The 21,428-nt window shown below is 64.7% G+C and carries 22 protein-coding genes; 7 read left to right on the forward strand and 15 right to left on the reverse strand.

Annotated elements, in window-relative coordinates:
- Positions 1–2: 2 nt before the first annotated feature.
- The 5 genes from ACREXZ_RS02385 to ACREXZ_RS02405 form a co-directional block, all read right to left on the reverse strand.
- On the reverse strand, positions 3–1,022 hold the full coding sequence (locus ACREXZ_RS02385) for a TRAP transporter substrate-binding protein (protein ID WP_431762402.1): 1,020 nt from the start codon (positions 1,020–1,022) through the stop codon (positions 3–5).
- Positions 1,023–1,267: 245 nt separating this feature from the next.
- Positions 1,268–2,713, reverse strand: coding sequence for an MFS transporter (locus tag ACREXZ_RS02390; protein ID WP_431762403.1), 1,446 nt, complete (start codon positions 2,711–2,713; stop codon positions 1,268–1,270).
- A gap of 71 nt (positions 2,714–2,784) precedes the next feature.
- Positions 2,785–3,168 (reverse strand): VOC family protein, encoded by a 384-nt coding sequence (locus ACREXZ_RS02395; RefSeq protein ID WP_431762404.1) that lies wholly within the window; start codon positions 3,166–3,168, stop codon positions 2,785–2,787.
- A 1-nt stretch (position 3,169) separates the two neighbouring features.
- Positions 3,170–4,144: a hydroxymethylglutaryl-CoA lyase gene (locus ACREXZ_RS02400; protein ID WP_431762405.1), complete on the reverse strand. Its 975-nt coding sequence runs from the start codon at positions 4,142–4,144 to the stop codon at positions 3,170–3,172.
- 13 nt (positions 4,145–4,157) lie between these two features.
- The gene (locus ACREXZ_RS02405) at positions 4,158–5,348 is read right to left on the reverse strand and encodes a CaiB/BaiF CoA transferase family protein (protein ID WP_431762406.1); all 1,191 of its coding nucleotides are present in this window, start codon (positions 5,346–5,348) and stop codon (positions 4,158–4,160) included.
- Between the two features lie 460 nt (positions 5,349–5,808).
- Here ACREXZ_RS02405 and ACREXZ_RS02410 point away from each other — a divergent pair, with 460 nt between their 5' ends.
- The 3 genes from ACREXZ_RS02410 (at position 5,809) to ACREXZ_RS02420 (ending at position 6,757) form a co-directional block, all read left to right on the forward strand.
- Positions 5,809–6,024: a hypothetical protein gene (locus ACREXZ_RS02410; RefSeq protein ID WP_431762407.1), complete on the forward strand. Its 216-nt coding sequence runs from the start codon at positions 5,809–5,811 to the stop codon at positions 6,022–6,024.
- On the forward strand, positions 6,008–6,274 hold the full coding sequence (locus ACREXZ_RS02415; RefSeq protein WP_431762408.1) for a hypothetical protein: 267 nt from the start codon (positions 6,008–6,010) through the stop codon (positions 6,272–6,274). Before ACREXZ_RS02410 ends, ACREXZ_RS02415 begins: the two co-directional genes overlap by 17 nt.
- 87 nt (positions 6,275–6,361) lie before the next feature.
- Entirely contained in the window at positions 6,362–6,757 is a 396-nt protein-coding gene (locus ACREXZ_RS02420) for a VOC family protein (RefSeq protein WP_431762409.1), read from the forward strand.
- An 18-nt stretch (positions 6,758–6,775) separates the two neighbouring features.
- Here the strand turns inward: ACREXZ_RS02420 and ACREXZ_RS02425 are convergent, their stop codons facing one another.
- The 3 genes from ACREXZ_RS02425 to ACREXZ_RS02435 all read right to left on the reverse strand — a co-directional run bounded on the left by ACREXZ_RS02425 (position 6,776) and on the right by ACREXZ_RS02435 (position 9,773).
- The gene (locus ACREXZ_RS02425; RefSeq protein WP_431762410.1) at positions 6,776–7,654 is read right to left on the reverse strand and encodes a DMT family transporter; all 879 of its coding nucleotides are present in this window, start codon (positions 7,652–7,654) and stop codon (positions 6,776–6,778) included.
- A gap of 81 nt (positions 7,655–7,735) precedes the next feature.
- Positions 7,736–9,049, reverse strand: coding sequence for an ATP-binding protein (locus ACREXZ_RS02430; RefSeq protein ID WP_431762411.1), 1,314 nt, complete (start codon positions 9,047–9,049; stop codon positions 7,736–7,738).
- 1 nt (position 9,050) lies between these two features.
- Positions 9,051–9,773 carry a response regulator gene (locus ACREXZ_RS02435; protein WP_431762412.1) on the reverse strand — a complete coding sequence of 241 codons (723 nt, stop codon included), beginning with the start codon at positions 9,771–9,773 and terminating at the stop codon, positions 9,051–9,053.
- A gap of 212 nt (positions 9,774–9,985) precedes the next feature.
- On the opposite strand from ACREXZ_RS02435, the gene ACREXZ_RS02440 reads away from it, so the two are divergent.
- The 3 genes from ACREXZ_RS02440 (at position 9,986) to ACREXZ_RS02450 (ending at position 12,371) form a co-directional block, all read left to right on the forward strand.
- A complete protein-coding gene (locus ACREXZ_RS02440; protein ID WP_431762413.1) occupies positions 9,986–10,717 on the forward strand; it encodes a MipA/OmpV family protein in 732 nt (243 codons plus the stop codon).
- 50 nt (positions 10,718–10,767) lie between these two features.
- Positions 10,768–12,024 (forward strand): SDR family oxidoreductase, encoded by a 1,257-nt coding sequence (locus ACREXZ_RS02445; protein WP_431762414.1) that lies wholly within the window; start codon positions 10,768–10,770, stop codon positions 12,022–12,024.
- A gap of 131 nt (positions 12,025–12,155) precedes the next feature.
- Positions 12,156–12,371, forward strand: a complete 216-nt coding sequence (locus tag ACREXZ_RS02450; RefSeq protein WP_431762415.1) for a hypothetical protein — start codon at positions 12,156–12,158, stop codon at positions 12,369–12,371.
- Between the two features lie 129 nt (positions 12,372–12,500).
- Here the strand turns inward: ACREXZ_RS02450 and ACREXZ_RS02455 are convergent, their stop codons facing one another.
- The 4 genes from ACREXZ_RS02455 to ACREXZ_RS02470 all read right to left on the reverse strand — a co-directional run bounded on the left by ACREXZ_RS02455 (position 12,501) and on the right by ACREXZ_RS02470 (position 16,248).
- Complete coding sequence (locus tag ACREXZ_RS02455; protein WP_431762416.1) at positions 12,501–14,147, reverse strand: Nramp family divalent metal transporter; 1,647 nt, start codon at positions 14,145–14,147, stop codon at positions 12,501–12,503.
- A 57-nt stretch (positions 14,148–14,204) separates the two neighbouring features.
- On the reverse strand, positions 14,205–14,396 hold the full coding sequence (locus ACREXZ_RS02460) for a hypothetical protein (RefSeq protein WP_431762417.1): 192 nt from the start codon (positions 14,394–14,396) through the stop codon (positions 14,205–14,207).
- A 756-nt stretch (positions 14,397–15,152) separates the two neighbouring features.
- Positions 15,153–15,437, reverse strand: coding sequence for a hypothetical protein (locus ACREXZ_RS02465; RefSeq protein WP_431762418.1), 285 nt, complete (start codon positions 15,435–15,437; stop codon positions 15,153–15,155).
- Positions 15,438–15,501: 64 nt separating this feature from the next.
- Entirely contained in the window at positions 15,502–16,248 is a 747-nt protein-coding gene (locus tag ACREXZ_RS02470; protein WP_431762419.1) for a Mut7-C RNAse domain-containing protein, read from the reverse strand.
- 101 nt (positions 16,249–16,349) lie between these two features.
- On the opposite strand from ACREXZ_RS02470, the gene ACREXZ_RS02475 reads away from it, so the two are divergent.
- Positions 16,350–17,219, forward strand: a complete 870-nt coding sequence (locus ACREXZ_RS02475; RefSeq protein ID WP_431762420.1) for an NAD(P)-dependent oxidoreductase — start codon at positions 16,350–16,352, stop codon at positions 17,217–17,219.
- Positions 17,220–17,500: 281 nt separating this feature from the next.
- On the opposite strand, the gene ACREXZ_RS02480 is transcribed toward ACREXZ_RS02475, so the two are convergent.
- From ACREXZ_RS02480 to ACREXZ_RS02490, 3 genes are all read right to left on the reverse strand, one after another.
- Entirely contained in the window at positions 17,501–18,325 is an 825-nt protein-coding gene (locus ACREXZ_RS02480; RefSeq protein WP_431762421.1) for an OmpW/AlkL family protein, read from the reverse strand.
- A 153-nt stretch (positions 18,326–18,478) separates the two neighbouring features.
- Positions 18,479–19,708: a DUF2957 domain-containing protein gene (locus tag ACREXZ_RS02485; RefSeq protein WP_431762422.1), complete on the reverse strand. Its 1,230-nt coding sequence runs from the start codon at positions 19,706–19,708 to the stop codon at positions 18,479–18,481.
- A gap of 104 nt (positions 19,709–19,812) precedes the next feature.
- Entirely contained in the window at positions 19,813–21,255 is a 1,443-nt protein-coding gene (locus ACREXZ_RS02490) for a DUF2957 domain-containing protein (RefSeq protein ID WP_431762423.1), read from the reverse strand.
- Positions 21,256–21,428: the final 173 nt, after the last annotated feature.

A 21,428-nucleotide genomic window follows, 5' to 3' on the forward strand; every position in this document is an offset into this window, starting at 1 on the left:
CGTTACGCGCGGGTCTTGTCGATCGCGGCGAGCACCGGGGCGGTCACCGGGTACGTGCGGGTGAACGGCACCCACAACTGGTCGCGCATCATTTTGCGCACGGCGTCGCGCTCCGCGGCCGCCATCGGATAGAAGGTCATGCCCAGCTTGCGCAGCGTGGCCAGCGCATCGGCACCCTTGGTGACCGCCTGCTGGCGCTGATACAGACTCGCCTCGCTGGCGGCGGCGCGAAACGGTTGCTTCAGCGGATCGGGAATTTTCGCGAAGCCACGTTTGCCAATCACGACGATGCAGGGGCTGAACAGATGGTTGGTCTGCCAGCTGTTCTGCACGACCTCGTTCAGCTTGTTCGACAGCACGCTTGCCGCGTCGTGTTCGAAGCCCTCGACCACACCGGTCTGCACGGCGGTATAGACCTCGTTAAACGCGATCGGCGTCGGGATCGCGCCCATCAGCTTGAACGTTTCGACGAACGCCTGGGTCGGCAGTACTCGCAGCTTGACGTTCTTCAACTGCGCAAGGTTTTTGATCGCGGGCTTCGTGTACACGCTGCGACCGCTGAAGTGCGAACCCCAGCCGATCACGGAGCAACCGGTGTGCGTTTGCAGCAGGTTGTCGTAGATACCGGCCACGCCGCTGTCCGCCGCACGGCCGACGTGCGCATAGTCGTCGAACAGAAAACCGAGATCGAGCAGTGCGAGTTCGGGCAGCGCGGTCGCCCAGATCGAACTGCCTGTGACCATCATGTCGATCGAGCCGAGCCGGACCTGCTGCACGACGTCGGCTTCCTTGCCCAGTTGCCCGTTCGGAAAGAAGTCGACCCGGATCTGGTCGCCGACGCTCTTCTTCAGGTTTTCGCTGAAGCGCTGGTACCAGATGTAGTGCGCGGAATTTTCGTCGGCCGTCATCGTTGACGAGAAGCGCAGTGCGACCGGCGCACTCGCGCGACCGATTTCCGGCACGGCGAGTGCTGCTGCGGCGGCTGTCGCGCCCTGAATGAAACGGCGACGGGTGACCTGCATGACGGTGTCTCCTAAGTTTTGTAAAACGATTTACTAAATCGTTTGACCCATCATAGAGAGGACAACCGGACGCTTCAATACGGAGGGGTTAACCCCAAAGATTCGGGAATACCCCGATCCGTTCCATCTGTGATTTGAGCAGTTTGCGCGGCCAGTACGGCGATGCATCGGGTGTCGGCGGTACAGCGGCAGATGTCCCTGATCGCCGTGCCGCCGTGTCACCGCCGGGAAAACCGTATCGAGCCCTAAACCGGATTGATCTCATCCTGACTCCGCCGCGTCGTCAGCGGCCCGAACGTCCGCACGACAACCGCGACGATCGCAAGCGCCACCGAGATCACACCGAACATTGCGCCCGCGCCGTGCCCGTTCAGCACCGGCAGCAAAACAAACGGCAGCGAGCCGCTGACGATGCGCGACAGCGCATAGGTACTGCCGATCGCCGTCGACCGTACCCGGGCCGGAAAAATCTCGGCCTGGTACACGTGATACGCGTTGCTGAACACGTTCGACGCGCAGGTTGTCAACACGCCGAAGCAGACGATCAACACCGTGTTGCCGGAATACGCGAACGCGAGGCCGCATGCAGCCACCGACAGAATCGCGCCGATCACCAGCGTGCGTCGTTCAATCACGTTCATCAACGGAATGGACAGCAGCGAGCCGACCGGGTAGCCGAGGAAGGACAGCGCGACGAACAGCGTGCTGTCCGTCACGTCGAAGCCGCGGCTCTTCACGACGACGCTCGCGAGCGTGCCGAAGCCGTAATACCCGAACGCCTGAAACAGGTGGAAGACGACCAGCATCCCGTAGCGCCTGTTGTACGGCGCGCGGCGCAGCAACGCGATCCGCTCGCCGAGCCCCGGCTTCACATGCTTCGGTTTCACTTCGTCCGCGAGCGTGGGAACGCGGACGTTCGCGCTGTGCGCGAAGCGGCTCAGCATCGCGTGCGCTTCGGTGACGCGTCCCTGCGATAGCAGCCAGCGCGGGCTTTCGGGCAGGCGGTGCTTCACGAGCATAACGAATACGCCGCCCAGACTTCCGATCGCGAGAATCAGGCGCCAGCCGGCAATCGCGCCCAGATGCAGCGGGTTGAGCCACACCGCGAGAAATCCGACCAGCGGCACCGCGATGTATGAAGTCGTATAGGCCCATCCGGCCAGTCGTCCTCTGCGCTCCTTCGGCAGCACTTCGGACAGCAGAGTGTCGGCGATCGGGTACAGCGCGCCCACGCCGATGCCGGTGAGAAAGCGGCAGGCAACGAGCATCGTGCTGTTGACGGAGAACGCGCCGAGCAGAGAGAAGCCGCTGTACCAGACCAGGTTGAACAGGAACGCCTTGCGTCGGCCGATCTTGTCCGCGAGGCTGCCGAGGAAGAACGAGCCGAAGAACATGCCGATGAACGCCGACGCGAGCAGCAGCTTGAATTCGTTGCCATGCCGGTCGATGCCGTATTCGGTCTGCAGCGCGGTGCCGATCGAACTGACGAGGAAGATCTCGAACATGTCGAAGAACAGGCCGATACCGACGACCCATACGACGAACCGGTGCAGTGAGCCGACCGGCATGTCGTCCATGAAATCGCTGAGCGTGATGCCGCGCGCCGGGCCCGTGGCATCGGTGGTGTTCGCTGCAGGTGGCGAGGTCTGGGCAGCCGTCGCTGCGTCCAGCCCGATCGGGTTGCTGTTCATCGAGTCTCCTGAATTATTGGTTTGAACCTGCGTGAATCTGGATGAGTCGGGTTAAATCTGGTCGAAGCGGCTTACACCAGTTCGGAAATTTCAATCAGGTTGAGATCCGGATCCCGCACGTACACGGAGCGGATCTTCTGTGTCGCCCCGGTCCGCTCGACCGGTCCTTCGACGATCGGCCATTCGACGCGCCCCAGATGCGCGATCACATCGTCGAGCGGCACGGCCGCGATGAAGCACAGGTCCAGCGCACCTGGCACCGGCACGTGCGCCTTCGGCTCGAACTCGGCGCCGCGGACGTGCAGATTGATCTTCTGGTTGCCGAAGCGGAATGCGAGCCGACCGGCGCCGAAGGCTTCGAGCGGCATCTGCAGGACTTCCGTGTAGAAGTGCTTCGTCGCCTCGGGGTCGACGCAGGTCAGGACCAGATGGTCGAGGTGATCGATCAATGGCATCTCAAACTCCCTGCTGGGTAAAAGCCTGCTGTTCAGGAGCGCCGTCGTCGGCGACAGCGGGCATCGGATGAAGATCGAGGCGACGGCCGGCCTTCAGCAACTGGCTCGGCACGTCGTGGCCGACGAGACCGGGCAGAAGGGCGGACGCGTTCAGTACGGCGGCGAGGTCGACGCCCGTGTCGTAGCCGTCGAGCTGGAGCATGTGAACCAGTTCTTCCGTGGTGACGTTGCCGGTCGCGCCGGGCGCGTAGGGGCAACCGCCGAGGCCGCCAAGCGACGCGTCGAAACGGACGATGCCTTCGCCCAGCGCGGCGAGCGTATTGGCGAGCGCCATCCCGCGCGTGTTGTGGAAGTGGAGCGTGAGTTCGAGGGCAGGGAACGCGTCGGCGGCGCGCCGGCACAGTTCGGCGACCTGCGACGGAAACGCCATGCCGGTCGTGTCGCACAGCGTGACGCCGTGCACGCCGAGATCGGCGAACCGTTGCATCCAGCCGAGTACGGTCTCGAACGGCACGTCGCCTTCCATCGGGCAGCCCATCGCGGTGGACAGCGACACGTTGATCGCGACAGGCGTCTCGCGGACGACCGATATCACGTCGCGCAACTGCGCGAACGACTGCTCGCGGGTCATGCGCAGATTCGCGCGGTTGTGACTCTCGCTGACCGACATCACGAGGTTGACCTCGTCGACGTTGCACGACAGCGCACGTTCGGCGCCGCGAAGGTTCGGCACGAGCACGGTGTAGATCACGTCGCGCGCGCGGGCGATACGATGCATGACGGCTTCCGCGTCGCGCAGCGCCGGGATCGCCTTCGGCGACGTGAACGACGTGACTTCGATTTTCGCGTAGCCGCACGCGCTCAGTTGGTCGATCAGCGCGACCTTCGCGTCGGTATCAACGAAGCGCGCTTCGTTCTGGAATCCGTCGCGCGTGGCGACTTCGTGGAGGTAGAGTCTCTTTCCGTTCGACGACATGTCGGCGGCTCCTTCAGATGATGCCGCGCGAACGCCAGGCGTCGCGGGTGGTGTGGTCGATGCCGAGCGTGTCCAGCACCTCGTCGGTGTGCTGGCCCAACGCCGGCGCAGGCTGCGAAATCACGCCGGGCGTCGCGCCCAGCTTCGGCACGACGCCGGGTACCTGGACCGGTGTGCCGTCGGGCAATTCGGTATCGACGATCATGTCGCGCGCGCGGTAGTGCGGGTCGGCGGCGATGTCGGCGACGTCGTAGATCTTGCCCGCCGGGATGCGCGCTTCGTTGAGCGCGGCGAGCACGTCTTCGAGCGGACGTGCAGCGGTCCATTCGCCGATCGCCGCATCGATGCGTGCGACCTGGTTCACGCGTCCGTCGTTCTGCGCGAGCGCGGGGTCGTCGCCGAGATCCGGGCGGCCGATCAGGTCCATCAGGCGGCGGAAGATGCTGTCGCCGTTCCCGGCGATCAGCGCGTATTTGCCGTCGAGGCAGCGGTACGCGTTGCTCGGTGCGATGCCTGGCAGTGCGCTGCCGGCGGGCTCACGGATCGCGCCGAATAGCGAGTACTCGGGCAGCAGGCTTTCCATCATGTTGAAGACCGACTCGTACAGCGCGACGTCGACGACCTGGCCTTGTCCGCCGTGCTGTTCGCGATGCCGCAGCGCGAGCAGGATGCCGATGATCCCGTGCAGCGCGGACAGCGAATCGCCGATCGAAATGCCGACCCGCACGGGCGTGCGGTCCGGTTCGCCGCTCAGATGACGCAGGCCGCCCATCGCTTCGGCGACGACGCCGAAGCCGGGGCGGTCGCGATACGGTCCGGTTTGACCGTAGCCGGACACACGCAGCATCACGAGGCCGGGGTTGATCTGCTGCAGCGTGTCCCAGCCGAGGCCCCATCCTTCGAGCGTGCCGGGGCGGAAATTCTCGATCAGCACGTCGGATTCCGCGATCAGTTTGCGCGCGACGTCCTGGCCTTCGGGCGAACGCAGATCGAGCGTGACGGACTTCTTGTTGCGCGACTGGACTGCCCACCAGACCGAGGTGCCTTCGTGCAGCAGCCGCCATTTACGCAGCGGGTCGCCCGTTCCCGGCGGTTCGATCTTGATCACGTCGGCGCCGAATTCGGCCAGCATTTTGCCGGCGAACGGCCCCGCAATCAGCTGACCCATCTCGAGCACCCGCACGCCGTCCAGAGGACCCTTCATCTCCGTATCTCCGTCCTTCATTCATGACGGCGATGGTGGAAGATTCCGGAGGCCGTGATAATCGACGGTTTCTCAAGCACCCTTTCCGGATCGGAAAGGGCTGCGTGCGACTGAAACGTCACCGCGGCAACCTCAGCGACTCTCGTCGAATACCCTGGATGTTGAATACCCTCATTTATTTCGTCTGTTTTTTGGCCGATATTAAATTAACGGCGTCGCGGCAGCCATGCTCGGCCAGACGTGGACAACCCGGCACCGTGTTCGCTTTCTGCGTTTCGCCCGGTATCGCACATACGCTGCGATCCCGCACGAGCATGCTGGCAGCGACCCGTGTGACCTAGACCACCACACGTGTTGAAAAGAGGTGTTGCTATTTCGTCAAAAAATAAACGGAGCGGCGCTCTAACGCCTAAAGTTAAAGCGTTTTCTCAAGTTTATTGTGCAGTGCAGGGGGTGTGTAATGAAAAGAAGAACGCCACGGCAGCTGGTCCGTTTGCTTTCGGACCTTCGATACGCTGCCAATTGCACGGCGTTGCGTGCGGCGGCAGCGAGCAGGGAGCTCGACCGCACACTGAACGACAAGGAATGCGAGGGAGCGCTGGACGCCGCGCAGGAGCAGGATGCCGCGCCGGACAAGCCGCTCGTCGGGGGGACGCGTCGTGAAAACCTCCAGTGAGCACTCGCTGCGACTCCTCGTCGAGAAGTGGCTCGCGCCGCCGCAGTCTCTTCCCGTTCACGTGACCGAATTCAGCCGCACGCGCTGGGATCATCGACGATACGTCTGCGTCGAGGTCGAAAGCAGCGCAGCAAGCGTGCCGCGTTCGCTATTCTTCTTTCGCCACGACGACGGCTGCTGGTGCGTGTTTCCGCCGACGCCGGACAAATTGCGGCACGCCGAAGAAGCGCTTGCGCTCGACGAGTTGTAGCGGGCGCGAAGGTCGAGAAGGTGACAGCGCGGCAGGGTCTGCCGGGTATCATCGTGAGTATCCCGCACGACGATCCGGAGACAGGCCATGTTCAGTCACATCACCGTCGGCACGCGCGACCTCGATCGCGCGATCGCGTTCTACGACGCCGTGCTCGGTCCGCTCGGCATCCGCATGATGACCCGTCGTCACAATCCCGAACGCGTGTTCTATGCGGCCGCCGATGCGCCGGGCGGCGAGACGTTCTGCATCTACGTGCCGATCAACGGCGAGCCGGCAACCGCTGGCAACGGCACCACCGTCGCGTTCGAAGCGTCGACGCGCGCGCAGGTCGATGCATTCCACGCGCTGGCGATCTCGCGCGGCGCCGCGGACGAAGGTTCACCCGGACTCCGCCTGCACTACTCGCCGAATTACTACGGCACCTACGTCAGGGATCTCGACGGCAACAAGCTGTGCTGCGTGTGCCATCGCGCGCAGTAAACGCAGCGGTAACGCGCACTAGCCCACGGACGCGGCGTTGCGCCGCGCGGCCGGCTGCGGCAGCACCTGGCACACGATCAGCCCCGCGAGCATCAACGCGCAACCGAGCAGCGCGCGTGCCGACAGCGTCTCGCCAAGAACGAACCATCCGGCGAGCGCGGCGAACACCCCTTCCATGCTGAAGATCACCGCCGCGTGCGCGGGCGCGGCGTTTTTCTGCGCGACCACCTGGATCGTGTACGCGATGCCGACCGACAGCGCGCCACCGTACACGATGCTCGGCGCCGCGCGCACGATGTCGGCGAGCCGCAGCGGTTCGTACGCGACGGCGATCGCCAGGCAGACCACTCCGCACGTGACGAACTGCACGAGCGCCAGCGACAGCGGATCGTGGCGGCGCGCAAAGCGGCCCACCAGCATGACCTGCGCGGAAATCACGATCGCTCCGGCAAGCTGGTACCAGTCGCCGTAGAGCATCGAGAAATGCTCGTTGACGCTCAGAAAGTACATGCCGACAGCCGCGAAGAGCGCACCGAGCACGGTGCCGAGCCCTGTCCGGTGACCGAACAGCGCGCCGATCAGCGGCACGATCACGACGTACAGCGAGCTGATGAAGCCGGCGTTCGCGACCTTCGTGTACTGCAGGCCGATCTGCTGCATCGAGATTGCGAAGGCGAGCAACAACCCGAGCGCGCCGCCAGCACGCAGCAGCGCTGCAGTGTTGCGTGCCGGCGCGGCGATAGGTGCGCGCCGCAGCCGCATGCAGGCGACGAACAGCAGCACGACGCCGGCTCCCAGCAGGAAGCGCAGGCCGGTGAACAGGAACGGTCCGATCGCATCGAGACTGAGTCGCTGCGCGACGAATGCGGAGCCCCAGATCATTGCTGCGACGAGCATCAGCAGATTGGCGCGGAGGTGTTTGCGGGCAGCGGTTTTCAAAAGCGAGAGGTTAGGGCAGAGGTCCAGGCCCCGAACATATCACGCGGCCCGTGCTGCATCGGGCAGCGGCAACGGCGGCAGCGTCATGACGAAACGCGCGCCGCCCCGTGAGCCGTTGTCGAGATGCACGTCGCCGCCGTGCACCAGCGCGACCCGCCGCACGATCGCGAGGCCGAGCCCGAAGCCGCCGGTGTGACGGTCGCGGCTCGAGTCCAGGCGGTGAAACGGCTCGAATACGCGTGCGCGATCGTCGATGGGAATGCCGGGGCCGTCGTCCTCGACCGTCAGCACCAGCACACCGCCCGCACCGACCGCGGCGCGCAGCGAGATCGCGTGGCGAGCGTAGCGCGCGCTGTTGCGGATCGGGTTCAGCAACGCACGTGCGACGAGCTTCGGATCGCAGACGTGATGCGCGGGCGCTTCCGTTGTCGTGACGGTCAGCGTCAGCGTACGGGCGGCGATGTCGTGCGCGATGCTGGCGGCGACGCTGTCGATCAATTCGCCAACCGATACCTGCATCGGCGCGACGTGCCGGCCGCCCTGTTCGAGGCTGCTCAACGTCAGCAGTTCGGTGACGAGGTCGTCGAGTTCGCGCACGTCCTCGCGCAGCGCGCGCTGCCGCTCGCGCTGACGTTCCGCCGGCTCCGGCGACTGCAGCAGCGCGAGCCCGAACTCGAGCCGTGCGAGCGGCGTTTTCAGTTCGTGCGAGATGCCGTGCATCATGTCGCGCTGATGCAGGATCGATGCTTCGATCTGCCTCGCCATGTCGTTGAACTGCTGCGACAACTCGTAGATGTTCGACTTCTTCGACAGTTGCGCGCGCGTCGCGAGGTTGCCCGCGCCGAACGCTCGCGCGGCCATCTGTAGTTTGCGCAGATCGCGCCAGTGGAAGTGAATCCAGGACACTATGGCGAGCAGCGTCGCGAGCGCGATCACACCGTAGGCCAGCACCTGGAGGTCGAGGTTGGTCGGCTCGTTGGGGTGGGCGTGGACGATCGTCCCGTCGGGCAGCGGCAGATAGTAGTCGTGTCCGTCGGCGCTCAGCACGAGCTTGCCGTCGCGCAGATCGCGCAGTTGCGTGTCGTCCATCAGCGGGATCACGTCGCGCATCGTCAGCAGGCTGAAGCCGTCGCTGCCGTGCTTCCGCAGTTCGGCGAGCGCGGCGGCGCGCTCCGGTCCGGGATGGCGCGCGAGGTAGTCGCTTAGCACGAACGCGTAGCCCCTTTCGGCTTCGCGGGTGTTGTCGGTCACGCGTTCATGAAACAGCCGCACGAACGAGTAGCTGACGAACGCGATCCCGAGCCCGCAGCCGAGCACGACGACGAGGTACAGCCGGATCAACGAACGGAGCATGTCACTCCTCCCACGCGGACGGGCTGAACAGGTAGCCGCGGCCCCAGATCGTCTTGATCCGGTGCGGCTCCGGCGATGCATCCTCGAAACGGCGCCGCAACCGTGAGATGCCGGAATCGACAGTCCGGTCGATGCCGTCGAACTCGATGCCGCGCAGCTGCTTCAGGATGTCGTCGCGGCTCAGCACGGTGCCGGCGGCGCGTGCGAGGATCAGTAGCAGGTTGAATTCAGCGGTCTTCAGGTCGACCACCTGGCCGCGCCACGTGACCGTCCGATTGGGCGGCGAAATCTGCAGTTCGCCGAACACCAGCGTTTCGCCCGCGGCCGGCGTGGGCAAGGGCTCGCGCGGCGCGCGCCGCAGCAGCGCCCGGGCTCGCGCGACCAGCACGCGCGGTTCGATCGGTTTGATGACGTAGTCGTCGGCGCCGGTCTCGAGGCCGGCGATCTGGTCGAACACGTCGACCCGCGCGGTGAGGATCAGCACCGGCACTCCGGAGAACGCGCGGATGCGGCGGCACACTTCCATACCGTCCATGTTCGGCAGCATCAGATCGAGGATCACGAGCGCCGGCCGGTGTTCGTGCATCGCTGCGACAGCGAGGTCGCCGCGCCGCACGATCGTCACCGCGAATTCGTAGCCGCCGAGGTATTCGGCGATCAGCTGAGCGAGGCGATCGTCGTCCTCGATCAGCAATACCGTGTACTTGAGCGGCGTCCCGTCCATCGTTTTCTCCCGCTGAGGCGCCGATTCTATCCGTGCACGCGCGCGCGAGGAGGTAAGCAGACACTCTTGGACACTTCTGCACAATTGAGCACAAATTCCAGGAATTTCGCGACAGACGTCGACGCGGGTTATCCCTAGACTGCGGCATCCCCTCCCGAAATGACTCGATCGTGCGCAAACACCTCCTTCGTTGCTGTGCCCCGCTGCTGGGCTTGACCTGCGTTTCTGCCGCCCACGCGGAGAACACCTACCTGTTTTCGCTCGCCACCGGCGTGACCGCGCGCTATGAGGGCAGCCGCGACTATCGCGCGATATTGGGGCCTTCGTTCTCGGCGCAGTTCGACAACGGCTTTTTCGTCAGCATGCTCGATGGAGCGGGTTACAAGAAGACCTTCGCGAACGGGATGTACGTGTCGGCGGCGCTCAGTTACGCCGACGGCCGCGGCGACGAAAACCGCTTCGACCGGAACGGGTCGGACTACCTGAAGGGGATGGGCAACATCCCGGGGGCGCTGCTTATTTCGCTGCAGGCCGGTGCGCATGTGTTCGGCGACTCGACCGTCAGCGTGACGCTCGACCAGCCCGTCACGCACACGACGCGCGGCGTCAGCGGCCACGTCGACCTGACGGTGCCCGTGCTGCAGACGTCGACCAACCAGATCAGCGTGACCGGCAGCCTGCATGCGGGCAACGGCCGCTACACGCAGACCTTTTTCGGTGTTACCGGCGCGCAGTCGGCGAGCAGCGGTTTCTCGGCGTATTCGACCAAGGGCGGCTTCGACAAGGCGACGATCTCCACCGCGTGGACCTACATCGTCTCGCCGCGCTGGTCGGTGACGACGACGGGTGGCCTCACGCGCCTCATCGGTTCGTCGAGCAACAGCCCGATCGTGCAGACGAAGAACAACTGGTTTGGCATAACGGCACTGACCTATCGATATTGAGCGGCGGCCGCGCATCGACCGCCGCGTCACACGAAGTACGGGAGTACGCGATGTTTGCCTGGCAAACCCCGCTGTCCACGGCATGGCAGGACAGTCTGATCCGTTCGTCGCACACCCAGGCGCCGGGCGTCGATACGCTGGTGCTGACCGGCGCGACTGGTTTCATCGGCGGCAGCGTGCTTGTGACGCTGGTGAACGCCGGTCTGCTGGACCGGCTCGTCTGCGTCGTGCGTGGTGCGAGCGCCGCGCATGCGCTCGCGCGGCTGCGCGCGTCCGCGGTGCGCAGCGGCCTTCCACATTACCGCGCGGAGCGTTTGACCACGGCCAACGTGATCGTCGGCGAACTGGGTACTGAATTCTCGCGCGCGGACGAAGCGCGGCTCGCCGGCGCATCGCACGTGATCAACTGCGCGGCGCTGGCGTCGTTTTCGACGCATCCGCGGCTGCTCGAATCCAGCGTGCGCGACACGCTGCGCTTCGCATCACGCTTTGCGGGCAGCAAGCAGCTGCAGCGCTTTGTGCACGTCAGCGCGGCGATGGCCTGCGGCACGCGCTGCGGCGCAGTCGTGCCGGAAGCGGCGTTCGGCCACGGCGAGACCGGGCATCTGATGCCGCATACGCGAAGCCAGCGCGATGCGGAACGGCGGTTGCGCACGGAGTTGCCGCGATTGCCGCTGGTCGTCGTGCGGCCGTCGGCGGTGGTGGGTCACACGGTGCTCGGCACGCTGCCGTCCGCGCGCATCTTCTGGGTGTTTCGTGTCGTGCACGCGTCGCGACGCTTCGCGGCGCGCGCGGCGAACCGCATCGACATGGTATCGGTGGACGATTGCGCCCGCGCGCTGACACTGCTTACCGTCAAGCCGACGCTCGCATACGACACGTACCACGTGTCGGCGGGTTGCGATTCGCCGACCCTCACGCAGATCCTGAACGCGATGGACGAAGCCGCGGACACCTCCGGCCGGCGCTATTCGATGTGCTCGCCGCGCGATCTGTACGCAGTCGCGCATGAAGCGCTCGGCGAGGACGCCGCCAGCCATGCGCGTTTGCTGGAGCGGGTGCTCGGCGTCTATGCTGCCTTTGCGCAGCTCGACTACGTATTCGACAACCGGCGTCTGCGCGAGGAGATCGGCTTCGACCCGCTGCCTTTCACCGACTACCTGAACGAATGCGTGCGGACGTCCTATAGAACGGGCATCCTGAAGCAGATGAAACGCGACTTCGCGCGGCCTGGCACCGAGCGTCCGATGGCGGAAAGGTTGTCGAAAGAAACGTGTCTCCCGGAAAATACATACCGGCTCATATGAGATGACAAACCGCCTACGCTGCGTGATACTCCCCGGCGGGGAATCGGCCAGCGCCGCACTGCTGGGCCCGCTTCGCCGCTCTGCTTTTTTCCATTCAATTCGAAGTGCCGTTCAGGTTTGGGGATAAACATATGAAGAAGATCATCGCCTCGCTCGCAACCGTCGCCATCGCGCTGGTGTCCGTTCAAGCTTTCGCGCAGGCATCGGACACAGCTGCGCCGGCCGCCGCGGCCAGCATGCCGAAGAAGCACCACAAGATCAAGACGCTGAAGCATCACGGCAAGCGTGCCAAGGTCCAGGAAGCTGCATCGGCTGCGGGTACGGCCGACAAGGGCACGCCGCAGTAAACCGGCAGCGCTGTCTTGCCGGTGCGCCTTGGGGCGCGCGAGGTCGGGCTGGCGTACTGCAGCAGCAGCACAAAAGAAAAGCCAGGGCCACTGCCCTGGCTTTTCTGTTTCTGGCGCGGGGTTCCTCCGTCAACCCCACGCCATCTGGATCACCTTTACGAGCACGAGCACGACCGCGATCACCAGATAGCCGCGCAGTACGCCCATCCAGATCCGCTTGCTGAGCGTGAAATTGGGCGGCGGCAGTTCGTCGAGCGGCGGCATCCGCCATGTATCGCGCGAGCCTTTTTGGAGCGACGCCGCCAGCGCGTCCGCCCATGCGTTGATGCCGCGTTTGCGCAACGGGATCGCCACGGCGGCCGCTGCCAGCGCGAGCGCCGTGCCACCCGCCAGCACCGCGAGAATCGTTTCGCCGCTGATGTCCGGATACATCACCGACGCGGTCAGCACGATCGATAGCATCACCAGCACCCAGATCACCGCGCCGGTGAAGATGTTCAGCTGCGTGGAGTTGACCCACGGACCGAGTACCGCGCGATCGTTGCACAACAGCAGCAGGAACACCGTCGCGCTCGGCAGCAGCACGCCGGCGAGCGTCTGTACGGCTTCGGTCAACAGACCGAGTGGGCTGCCGGGAATCAGCACGAGTGCCGCGGCGAGCGCGATGATCCCGAAGTAGACAAAGTAGAAGCCCTTCGCGTCGGACACGCCGCGATGCAGTGAGTGACGGATGCGGAACACGTCGCCGATCGCGTAGGCGGTCGACAGCGACACCGCCGCCGCGCCGATGATGCACGCGTCCAGCAGCGCCACCGCGAAGATCACCGCGGGCCACTTGCCGACGTATTTGTCGAGACCCGCGATCACCGCGCCCGCATCGGTGAAGTTGCCGAACTCGGGCCGTCCTTCGAACAGCGCCGCACAGAACGAGATCATCGCGATCGCGCCGATCATCACGAACGCGATGCCGATCCACAGGTCCGCTTTTTCGTACTTCATGAAGCGCGGCGTGATGCGCTTGTCGACGATGTAGCTCTGCTGGAAGAACAGCTGCCACGGCGCGACCGTCGTGCCGACGATGCCGATCACAAGCAGCATGACGTCACTCAGCTTCGAGTGCGCGGGCCAGCTCGGGATGAAGAAGTCGCGTGTCATCTGGCTGATCGGCGGGTGGATCGATACCAGCACGGGCACGAGCAGCAGGCTCAGTACGCACAGCGCGAGCGCGAAACGCTCGAAGCGTCTGAAGTTGCCGGTACTGACCGCGGCACCTGTCAGCACGGCGGCAAGCAGCACGCCGGGCACTTTCGGCACGCCGAGAAAAGCGAGCGCGAAGGTGATACCGATGAACTCGGTGACGAGCGTGAGCGCGTTCAGGATGAACAGATCGATCACGCTGAACGCGCCCCAGAACTTGCCGAAGCGCTCGAAGATCAGTCGCGCGTGGCCGACGCCGGTCACGGCGCCGAGCCGCAGCACCATCTCCTGATTCACGAACAGCACGGGAATCAGCAGAAGGAGCGTCCACAGCAGCGTGGTCCCGTAGTTCTGGCCGGCCTGCGTATAGGTGCCGAATGCGCCGGCGTCGTTGTCGCCGACCATCACGATCAGGCCCGGGCCGAGGATCGCGAGCAGCGTTCGCAGTCGCGCGAACCAGTTGGTGCGCGGCGCCGTGTCGTGATGCGCGATGGTGCCGAAGGCGCCCTTGATGTCGCCGACATGCGCGTCGTCGAGGACCGCGCTGCGTGGTGGTGAAACCTGGGTTGGGGTGGACATGATGTCGTGCTCCGAAGCGTGAGTGTGGTGTCGCGGCCCGTGGGCCGCGTGTTCTTGTCAGGTATGGCGATGCCACGCGTGCAGCGCGGCGCCGAGTGTGCCGCGAAGCGACCCGAGCATCGACACGGCATCGGCGATGCGATGCGACGGTTCCGTGTGGCGACGCGGCTCGAGCGACAGCAATTCGTTGTAGTGCGCGCGAGCTTCTTCGATGTGCGGCAGTTGCGAGACGAGTAGAGCGAAGTGCATGGCAATTCCTCCGGTAAGACGTTGAGCGGCGCACGGATGGCCTGCGCAGTTCGTTTGCCGGCGCGCCAGGTCAAGCTAAGGCGCAACGGCGACCGGAAGAATGCGGCGGGCGATCAGTCAGGCGGCGCAGCGTGCGGCATGTGTGCCGGGCGCGGGCCGCGAACGCGTGCGGCGGACGGAAGTGCGGCGGACGGAAGTACAGGGACTAGAGTCACTGTCCGGCATGGCGGCCTCCTTTGCGCGTATCGCGCAGATGCGTTGATTCGCACGCCGGCTCCGCGTGAACGCGGACCACAGGCGCGATGAGGCAACGCGACGGGCAATACCCGAAGCGTCGGACCGGCCGTCGTGCACGCGAACGAACGCGTGCCGCGACGACAACGGTCAGCGGATGTGCACGGAGAAGTACTGCGGATACTGCTGCGAGTAACTGCGGCGCGCACCGTTTGCCCAGCGGGCAAGACGGCGGCTAGAGAAGAGGCTTAGCGCGGTGCGTCCTGCCTGTCAGGCAGAAAAACGTGTCGAGGATCGACTACTGCTACTGTCCAAGGCATTCGCCCCTTTGATGAAAACAGGTGGATTTTAGGCACTCGCCGAACGGCGAGTCAACGAATAATGCTTCGCAGGACGGATTTTTTTCTTACGGGTGGTTTGCCGGCAACGATTGTCTAGCCGTTGCGTTGTCGCTGTCGGCGTGTCGACTCGCGACACAGCACGACACGACACCGCGCGGCGTCTGCGGTCGAATGCTTTGCGCTACGATGCATCGGCGGCGAGGCCACGCTTCAGCAACTCGTCGAGCAGACCGTTGAGACCGCCGGGATGGTCGGCGGCGCGCGTCTTCAACTGGGCGACGAGATCCGCCTCCAGCTTGCATGCGAACGGCACGAGCCCCTGCGCCTGATCGAGCTTGCGTTGCTCGCGACGATCGAGCTTAGGCTGTGCCGAGGCCTTGCCGAAGCGGTCAGCCGCGGCCAGCTTCAGCGCGTTGTTCAGCTTCAATGCCTTGTTTTTCTCAAGGTCGGTTTTTTTCATCGTCATAGGGGTGCCTTTGCGGAAAGAGTGAGCCCGCATTGTACGCATTGCGGGCGGTGGTCCCGATGGACTACCCGGGCGGTCCGGCCACGCTGTCGACGAGTTCGCGCATGCGCTTCCAGTGTGTGCCTTCCCAGAACACGCGACCGCACACGTCGCACGTGACGAACTGCGTGTGCCGCGCGAGCACGCCGTCGGGAGCACGGTCGCCGACCTCGCTCTTCGGAATCCGGCGCAGCGGCGCATTGCACGTGAGGCAGAGTTTGAACGGCTGCGCGCTGCCGGCCAGATCGAGCCGCGCGAAAACCTCGCGCAGCTGCGCCTCCGGCTTCAGTTGCCGGACATAGCAGCCGTGCGTGATCGTCCGGCGTTTAAGCAGTTCGCGGTCGCGGGTCAGCACGATGCGCTGTTCGCGTGCGGCCAGCATCTCGATGTCGGCGTCCGGGTAGTGGTTGTCGTAGAGCGTGTCGAATCCGGCGAGCCGCAGCAGCTGCGCGAGTCCACCGAGATGCGCGTCGGCGATGAAACGCATCACCCGCAACGGCTGGTCGCGTACGCGCAGCAGCGGGCGGATGTCGAGCGCCTCGAACTTCGGGTACACCGCGACGCGATCGCCGTCCTGCACCGCGTAGTCGAAGCCCACCGATTCGCCGTTCACGACGATCAACTCGACTTCCGTATGCGGCACGCCGAGTGCCTCGATCATGTGCTTCGCGGTCGCGTCGCGTGCGCAGACACAGCTGAACGCACGCCGGCGTTGCGGCCGTGCGAGGAAATCGTTCAGCTCCTCATAGAAGCGGAATGTCGCGGTGACCATCGCACCAGTATCGCACCGCGATCGCCGGTGTGACGACTGGGCCGCTGCAGCCGTCACGCAGCTGTGCTTTACTTTCGTTTTTCGCAGACGTGGAGTGACAGATGGACATCGGTTTTATCGGTCTCGGTGAGATGGGCGCCGCGATGGTGGCGAACATGCTGAAAGCCGGACATCGCGTGCGGGTCTGGAACCGCTCGCCCGAGCGCGCGCAGCCGCTGGTGCAGGCGGGCGCGCAGGTCGTCGCGACGCCGGCCGAGGCGTTCGCCGGCGACGCCGTGTTCTCGATGCTCGCCGACGACGCGGCGCTACGCGACGTCATCGATGCGGTGCTGCTCGAGGGCGCCGCGCGCGGGCTGATTCACGTGAACATGTCGACGATCTCGGTCACGCTCGCCGAAGAACTCGCGCACGCGCACGCGGCCCGTGGGCTGCATTACGTAGCCGCACCCGTGATGGGCCGCCCGGACGTCGCCGCAGCCGCGAAGCTGACGATCATCGCCGCGGGCCCGGCGGAAGCGATCGACCGCGTGCAGCCGGTGTTCGACGCGATCGGCCAGAAGACGTGGCGCATCGGCTCGCTTGCTCAGCACGCGAACGTCACGAAGCTCGCGGCCAATTTCATGCTGGCATCGGCCGTCGAAACGCTCGGCGAGGCATCGGCGCTGCTCGGCGGCCATGGTGTCGCGATGCAGGATTTTCTCGACGTGATCACGAGCAGCGTGTTCCCGGGCCCGGTCTATCAGGGCTACGGCAAGATGATCGCGGAACAGCGCTACGAACCGGCGCTTTTCAAGGCGCGCCTCGGGTTGAAGGACGTGCGGCTCGCACTTGCGGCCGGCGACCTCGTTTCGACGCCGCTACCAGTGGCGAGCGCGGTACGCGACAGCCTGCTCGAAGCGGTTGCGCATGGCGACGGCGACAAGGATTTTGCGGTGCTAGGGAAGGTGGCAAGCCGCCGGGCTGGGCGCTGATTGCTGCACTCGACCCACAATGTGGGAGTGCATCGCAGCATCCCGTGCGTTGCAGGCCGCTGGCGCCAGAACACAAGCTTAGAGGATCGATTCAGAGGAAAATGTTGCGTCGCATCAAATGCTTTGCTATAGTTGGAATTGTCTCCTCCATGTCTCCTCTGATATGGATTCAGCCCGCCAAACCAGGCGGGCTTTTTTTTGCCCCGAGTTTCTGATGAATGGCGCAGGGGCAGCCGCCGCGACGATGCATGCGGCGAGCGCTCGCCCTCTCAAACCAACCGTCAGAACTTGTACGTCACTGCCAGGTACGTGATGATCGGGTCTGCCTTTAGCTCCGATTTGCTTACGCCAAGCTGCGTGCCGTCAGCGGCCTTGATGATGACGGACGACGTCGTCTTCAACGGGATATACGTCACCGATGCCGTTACGCCCCAGTGCTGGGTGATGTTATAGGCGAGGCCCGCGTTGAACACGGGCTGCCACGACGACGACGCCTTCGCTTCCACCGTTGTCTGCCCTGGCTTGCCAGCACCGGCCGCGAGAATCGCGCCCAGATTGTTTTGTGTCGAGCGGACGAAGTTGTCGTTCAGCTGGATGTCGGAGAACCAGTTGTACGACACGCCGATACCGAGGTAAGGCCGGAACTTCGCGTCCGGCGAAGCGAAGTAATACTGGAAGATCAACGCCGGGCTCCACTGGCGCACGTTCTTGACGATCGGATTGGCGGACGGATCGCTCAGGTTCTGGCTGCCGAGCGCGCCGGCCGGTCCCGGCGGCTTGATCGTGCCGTGGCCGTAGATCTTGAACGTTGGCGGCACGCCGGCCACAGAAGTGACGGCAATGTGATCGGTCAGGAAGTGGCTGATCACCAGTCCGACGGTATCGGCGCTGTTGGTCGACAGCCCCGTGCCGGACGACGTGAACGAACTCGGCAGGCGCAGCGGCGTATTGATCGGCGTCGGCGCGACGTAGGTCGTGAGCGGCGTGCTCGTGTCCTGTGGCATCACGTGGAACCAGCCGAGCGCGACGACGTTGTCGCCCGCGTGCTGCGCATAGGCGCTCACCGACAGACAGGCGGCCAGCGCTGCAACAATGATTCTTTTCATTTTCTTCCTCTCTTCATGCGGGCATTACTGCCTTGCGCGGCGTGCGGCGTGCTGCTGCCCGCGGCGTTCCCCTCGACCCCTGCCCGCCGCGTCGAAGGCGGCGGGCAGGGAGACGGTCGCGTGGTTGCGTGTCGGGTGCGTGCGTTGCACCCGTTACTGGACGAAGGCGCCGATCGTGAAGTACGGCGACGTCGCCGTCGTCAGATCGAGGTAGCCGAACACGCCGCCCGTGAAGATGAACTTCCCGGTCGGTGTGGTGCCCGTCGTCGCGTTGACGTGCGTCGTCGTCACCACGCCCGGAACCGTCTGCGTGTAGTCGAAGTTCAGCGCCGTCGCGAGCGAGGCCTGCGAGGCCTGGAACGGATCGAGCAAGGTCGCCTCGGTACCGGCGATCGCCGTCGTGCGGTAGTCGAACTGGCTGTCCACGCCGATGTACTCGCCGTCCTGCGATCCGCTCGCGATGGCCGTCCGCGGCGCGAGGATCGAGATGCCGGATTCGTCGTCGGCGTACGGGCCGCCGTTCAGCGCCGATGAGCTGGCTGCGCCGGTGCGAATCAGGATCGGGACGTTCTGGTTGCGCAGCTTGCCGACGATCATGTAGCCCTTGGCTTGCGGCGTCGTCGCGAGCGTCGGTTTGACCTGGCCCAGGAAGCCGTTGGTGACGAACGCGCCGCTGCCGTCCGGCGACTGCGCCCAGTTCGAGCCCGGCTGCTGCGTGACGCCTGCGTTGACGCCGCTGTTGTCGTGCTCGGTCCACGTACCGTCCGCGTTGATGACGATCGTCGAATCGACGGCTACCGGTGCGAAGCTCTGCGACGGCACCTGGTGATAGCCGAGCTGGTTATACGTGCCGGCCACGTTCGCAATGTTCGTCTCGATCGACGAGAAACCGATGAACGGGTAGTACGGGAACGTCGTGTCGGGCACTGCGCCCGTGCCGAGAATCCCGGCGAACGAAATTTCCGCGCCCGGGATCGTGCCGCCCGCGACGCCTTCGCCGACGAAGATGCGCGCCGGGCGATTCGGATCGAGACTCGCGCCGTTCAGACGGTACGCGCACTGGTTCAGCTTCTGCGTTGGCAGCGCGGTTTCCTGCGTGATCGTGCCGTTCGCCGACTGCCCCGCGCGGGTCGGCGAAACGGTGCCCACGGCCGCTGGAATCGGCGATTCGACGTAGTTGACCTGCCAGGTCATCTTCGTGGTGTCGAGCTGGAGTTTTACGAGTTCACCGTCGCCCCCGCCACCGGTGAACACCGTGCTGTAGTCGAGCGAGGCTGGACACAGCCGCGCTTCCGGCGGTGCGGGTGTATCGTTTCCGCCGCCGCTGCATGCCCCGAGAAGCGGCGCCGCAACAGCGAGCGCCGAGAGGATTTTCCATTTCATACCGCGCCTCCTATCCTATGTTTTCGTTGTGGGCGGCCAGCTCCCTGTCCAGCCGCTTCTTGCTTTAATAATTTCTCTGTTCCGCTCACGCCCCGTGTCGCGGGCTACTTGCTGATTTGCGCTCCGACGCCGAAGTACGGAGTGTTCGGTGTGTCCGAATTCGCCGACGTCGACGTAAGGCCGCCGTTCTGTTCCCCCTGGATCGCGATCGCATACAGTCCGCCGGAAGCGATCGCGAAACCGGTCTTGCCATTGCTGTCGGTGACGCCGATCAGGCCGGGCGACGACAGGCCGTAGTTCAGAGCGAACGGCTTTCCTTCGACCTGCGACGTGTTCGGATTGAGGAACGAGCCCGTCGCACCCTGGATCAGCGTCGCCGTGTACTTGAAGTTCGAGTCGGCACCGACGTAGCCGCCGTCGAACCCGCCCGACGAGATCGCCGTGTTCTTCGCGAGCAGTGAGATGCCGGATTCGTCGTCGATCTTTGCGTCGATGTAGAGCGGCGGGGTGCCCAGGTTGACGGCACCCGTGCGAACCACCAGCGGCACTGTTGCGCCGTTGATCTGTCCGAGCACCATGTGTGCGGTGCCGGTTCTAGGCGTGCTCGGTCCGAGTCCGAGGGGCCGCTGGAATTGCGGCAGGATCTGCGGCGCCTGCTGGCTGTCGAAATAGCCGCTGCTGTTTGCGGTCCAGGCGGTGCCGGTGGTCAGGCAGCCGCCCGGACCGGCCGCGCCGCCGGTCGGTACCGTGCTCGTCGACGTGCAGTTGCCGTTCGCGTCGAAGGTTTCGTCCGTGTTGGTGGCGACCGTCTGGTAGTTGCCCGACGGCACGAGGTGATAGAGCAGACCGTTGTAGGTGCCTGGCAGCTTCGAGATGTCGGTGGTCGTGCTCGCGAAGCCGAGGAACGGATAGAAGTCGAAGTGGCGGTTCTTCACCGCGCCGACGTTGTTGACGATCGGGATGCCGATCACATTGATGTTCACACCGTCGAACTGGACCGTCGCACCCGGAATGCCGCCGCCGGCCACGCCGAGCCCGACGAGGACCATCGGCGGATTGGCCTGGTTGAACGAATCGGCGGTCGTGTAGGTGCTGCCGTCGACCGCCGCGGTGCCGGTGCCCGGCGTCAGGATAAACGCGCAGCGCGTCTGTTCCGCGGTCGGGAGCGTGCCGGTGGGCGGGTGCGCCACCTTGCCGGTGATCTGCACGCCGGCGCGCGACGGTGTCACCTGGCCGGTGTGTAGCGGGATCGGCGATTCGAGCCATTTCAGCGTGTAGGTCATCGCCGTCGCGTCGATGTTCAGCGAGACCACTTCGCCACTGCCTGCGCCGCCCAGATACGTGCTCTTGACGATGTCGCCGTCCGCGGGACACAACGATGCTGCGCCTGCACCCTGGGCCGGAGGACCCTGGACGCCGCAGCTTGCGCCGGAACATTGCGCTGAATTGATTGGGCCTGGATCGCCAGGGTTGCCACCACTGCAGGCGATCATCAGAGGCGTTGCGGCAATGGCCAGGGCCACGCCTCTAGAAATGGCGTACGACATACCGCTGTCTCCCTTCATGTAATTGTGCAAAGTAATTTCGCCGCGCTTAAAAGGGCTGTCAATTGATAGAACCGTCTAAAAAGACCGATTCAAACAACACAGGTTTCGCGAAACTCACACTGCGGCGACGGTCGCGAGCCTTTTAAACAAAAAATGATTTTTCGATGCGGAGG

Source organism: Paraburkholderia sp., from assembly GCF_050742655.1.
GTDB lineage: Bacteria > Pseudomonadota > Gammaproteobacteria > Burkholderiales > Burkholderiaceae > Paraburkholderia.

Excerpts from the sequence above, each read along its gene's own strand:
- ACREXZ_RS02420 (WP_431762409.1), top strand. The coding sequence starts at position 6,362 with ATGTTCAGTCACATCACCGTCGGCACGCGCGACCTCGATCGCGCGATC.
- ACREXZ_RS02480 (WP_431762421.1), bottom strand. The coding sequence starts at position 18,325 with ATGAAAAGAATCATTGTTGCAGCGCTGGCCGCCTGTCTGTCGGTGAGC.
- ACREXZ_RS02490 (WP_431762423.1), bottom strand. The coding sequence starts at position 21,255 with ATGTCGTACGCCATTTCTAGAGGCGTGGCCCTGGCCATTGCCGCAACG.
- ACREXZ_RS02445 (WP_431762414.1), top strand. The coding sequence starts at position 10,768 with ATGTTTGCCTGGCAAACCCCGCTGTCCACGGCATGGCAGGACAGTCTG.
- ACREXZ_RS02435 (WP_431762412.1), bottom strand. The coding sequence starts at position 9,773 with ATGGACGGGACGCCGCTCAAGTACACGGTATTGCTGATCGAGGACGAC.
- ACREXZ_RS02395 (WP_431762404.1), bottom strand. The coding sequence starts at position 3,168 with ATGCCATTGATCGATCACCTCGACCATCTGGTCCTGACCTGCGTCGAC.
- ACREXZ_RS02450 (WP_431762415.1), top strand. The coding sequence starts at position 12,156 with ATGAAGAAGATCATCGCCTCGCTCGCAACCGTCGCCATCGCGCTGGTG.
- ACREXZ_RS02390 (WP_431762403.1), bottom strand. The coding sequence starts at position 2,713 with ATGAACAGCAACCCGATCGGGCTGGACGCAGCGACGGCTGCCCAGACC.
- ACREXZ_RS02460 (WP_431762417.1), bottom strand. The coding sequence starts at position 14,396 with ATGCACTTCGCTCTACTCGTCTCGCAACTGCCGCACATCGAAGAAGCT.
- ACREXZ_RS02475 (WP_431762420.1), top strand. The coding sequence starts at position 16,350 with ATGGACATCGGTTTTATCGGTCTCGGTGAGATGGGCGCCGCGATGGTG.
- ACREXZ_RS02485 (WP_431762422.1), bottom strand. The coding sequence starts at position 19,708 with ATGAAATGGAAAATCCTCTCGGCGCTCGCTGTTGCGGCGCCGCTTCTC.
- ACREXZ_RS02385 (WP_431762402.1), bottom strand. The coding sequence starts at position 1,022 with ATGCAGGTCACCCGTCGCCGTTTCATTCAGGGCGCGACAGCCGCCGCA.
- ACREXZ_RS02425 (WP_431762410.1), bottom strand. The coding sequence starts at position 7,654 with ATGCTCGTCGCAGCAATGATCTGGGGCTCCGCATTCGTCGCGCAGCGA.
- ACREXZ_RS02400 (WP_431762405.1), bottom strand. The coding sequence starts at position 4,144 with ATGTCGTCGAACGGAAAGAGACTCTACCTCCACGAAGTCGCCACGCGC.
- ACREXZ_RS02410 (WP_431762407.1), top strand. The coding sequence starts at position 5,809 with ATGAAAAGAAGAACGCCACGGCAGCTGGTCCGTTTGCTTTCGGACCTT.
- ACREXZ_RS02430 (WP_431762411.1), bottom strand. The coding sequence starts at position 9,049 with ATGCTCCGTTCGTTGATCCGGCTGTACCTCGTCGTCGTGCTCGGCTGC.
- ACREXZ_RS02470 (WP_431762419.1), bottom strand. The coding sequence starts at position 16,248 with ATGGTCACCGCGACATTCCGCTTCTATGAGGAGCTGAACGATTTCCTC.
- ACREXZ_RS02455 (WP_431762416.1), bottom strand. The coding sequence starts at position 14,147 with ATGTCCACCCCAACCCAGGTTTCACCACCACGCAGCGCGGTCCTCGAC.
- ACREXZ_RS02405 (WP_431762406.1), bottom strand. The coding sequence starts at position 5,348 with ATGAAGGGTCCTCTGGACGGCGTGCGGGTGCTCGAGATGGGTCAGCTG.
- ACREXZ_RS02465 (WP_431762418.1), bottom strand. The coding sequence starts at position 15,437 with ATGACGATGAAAAAAACCGACCTTGAGAAAAACAAGGCATTGAAGCTG.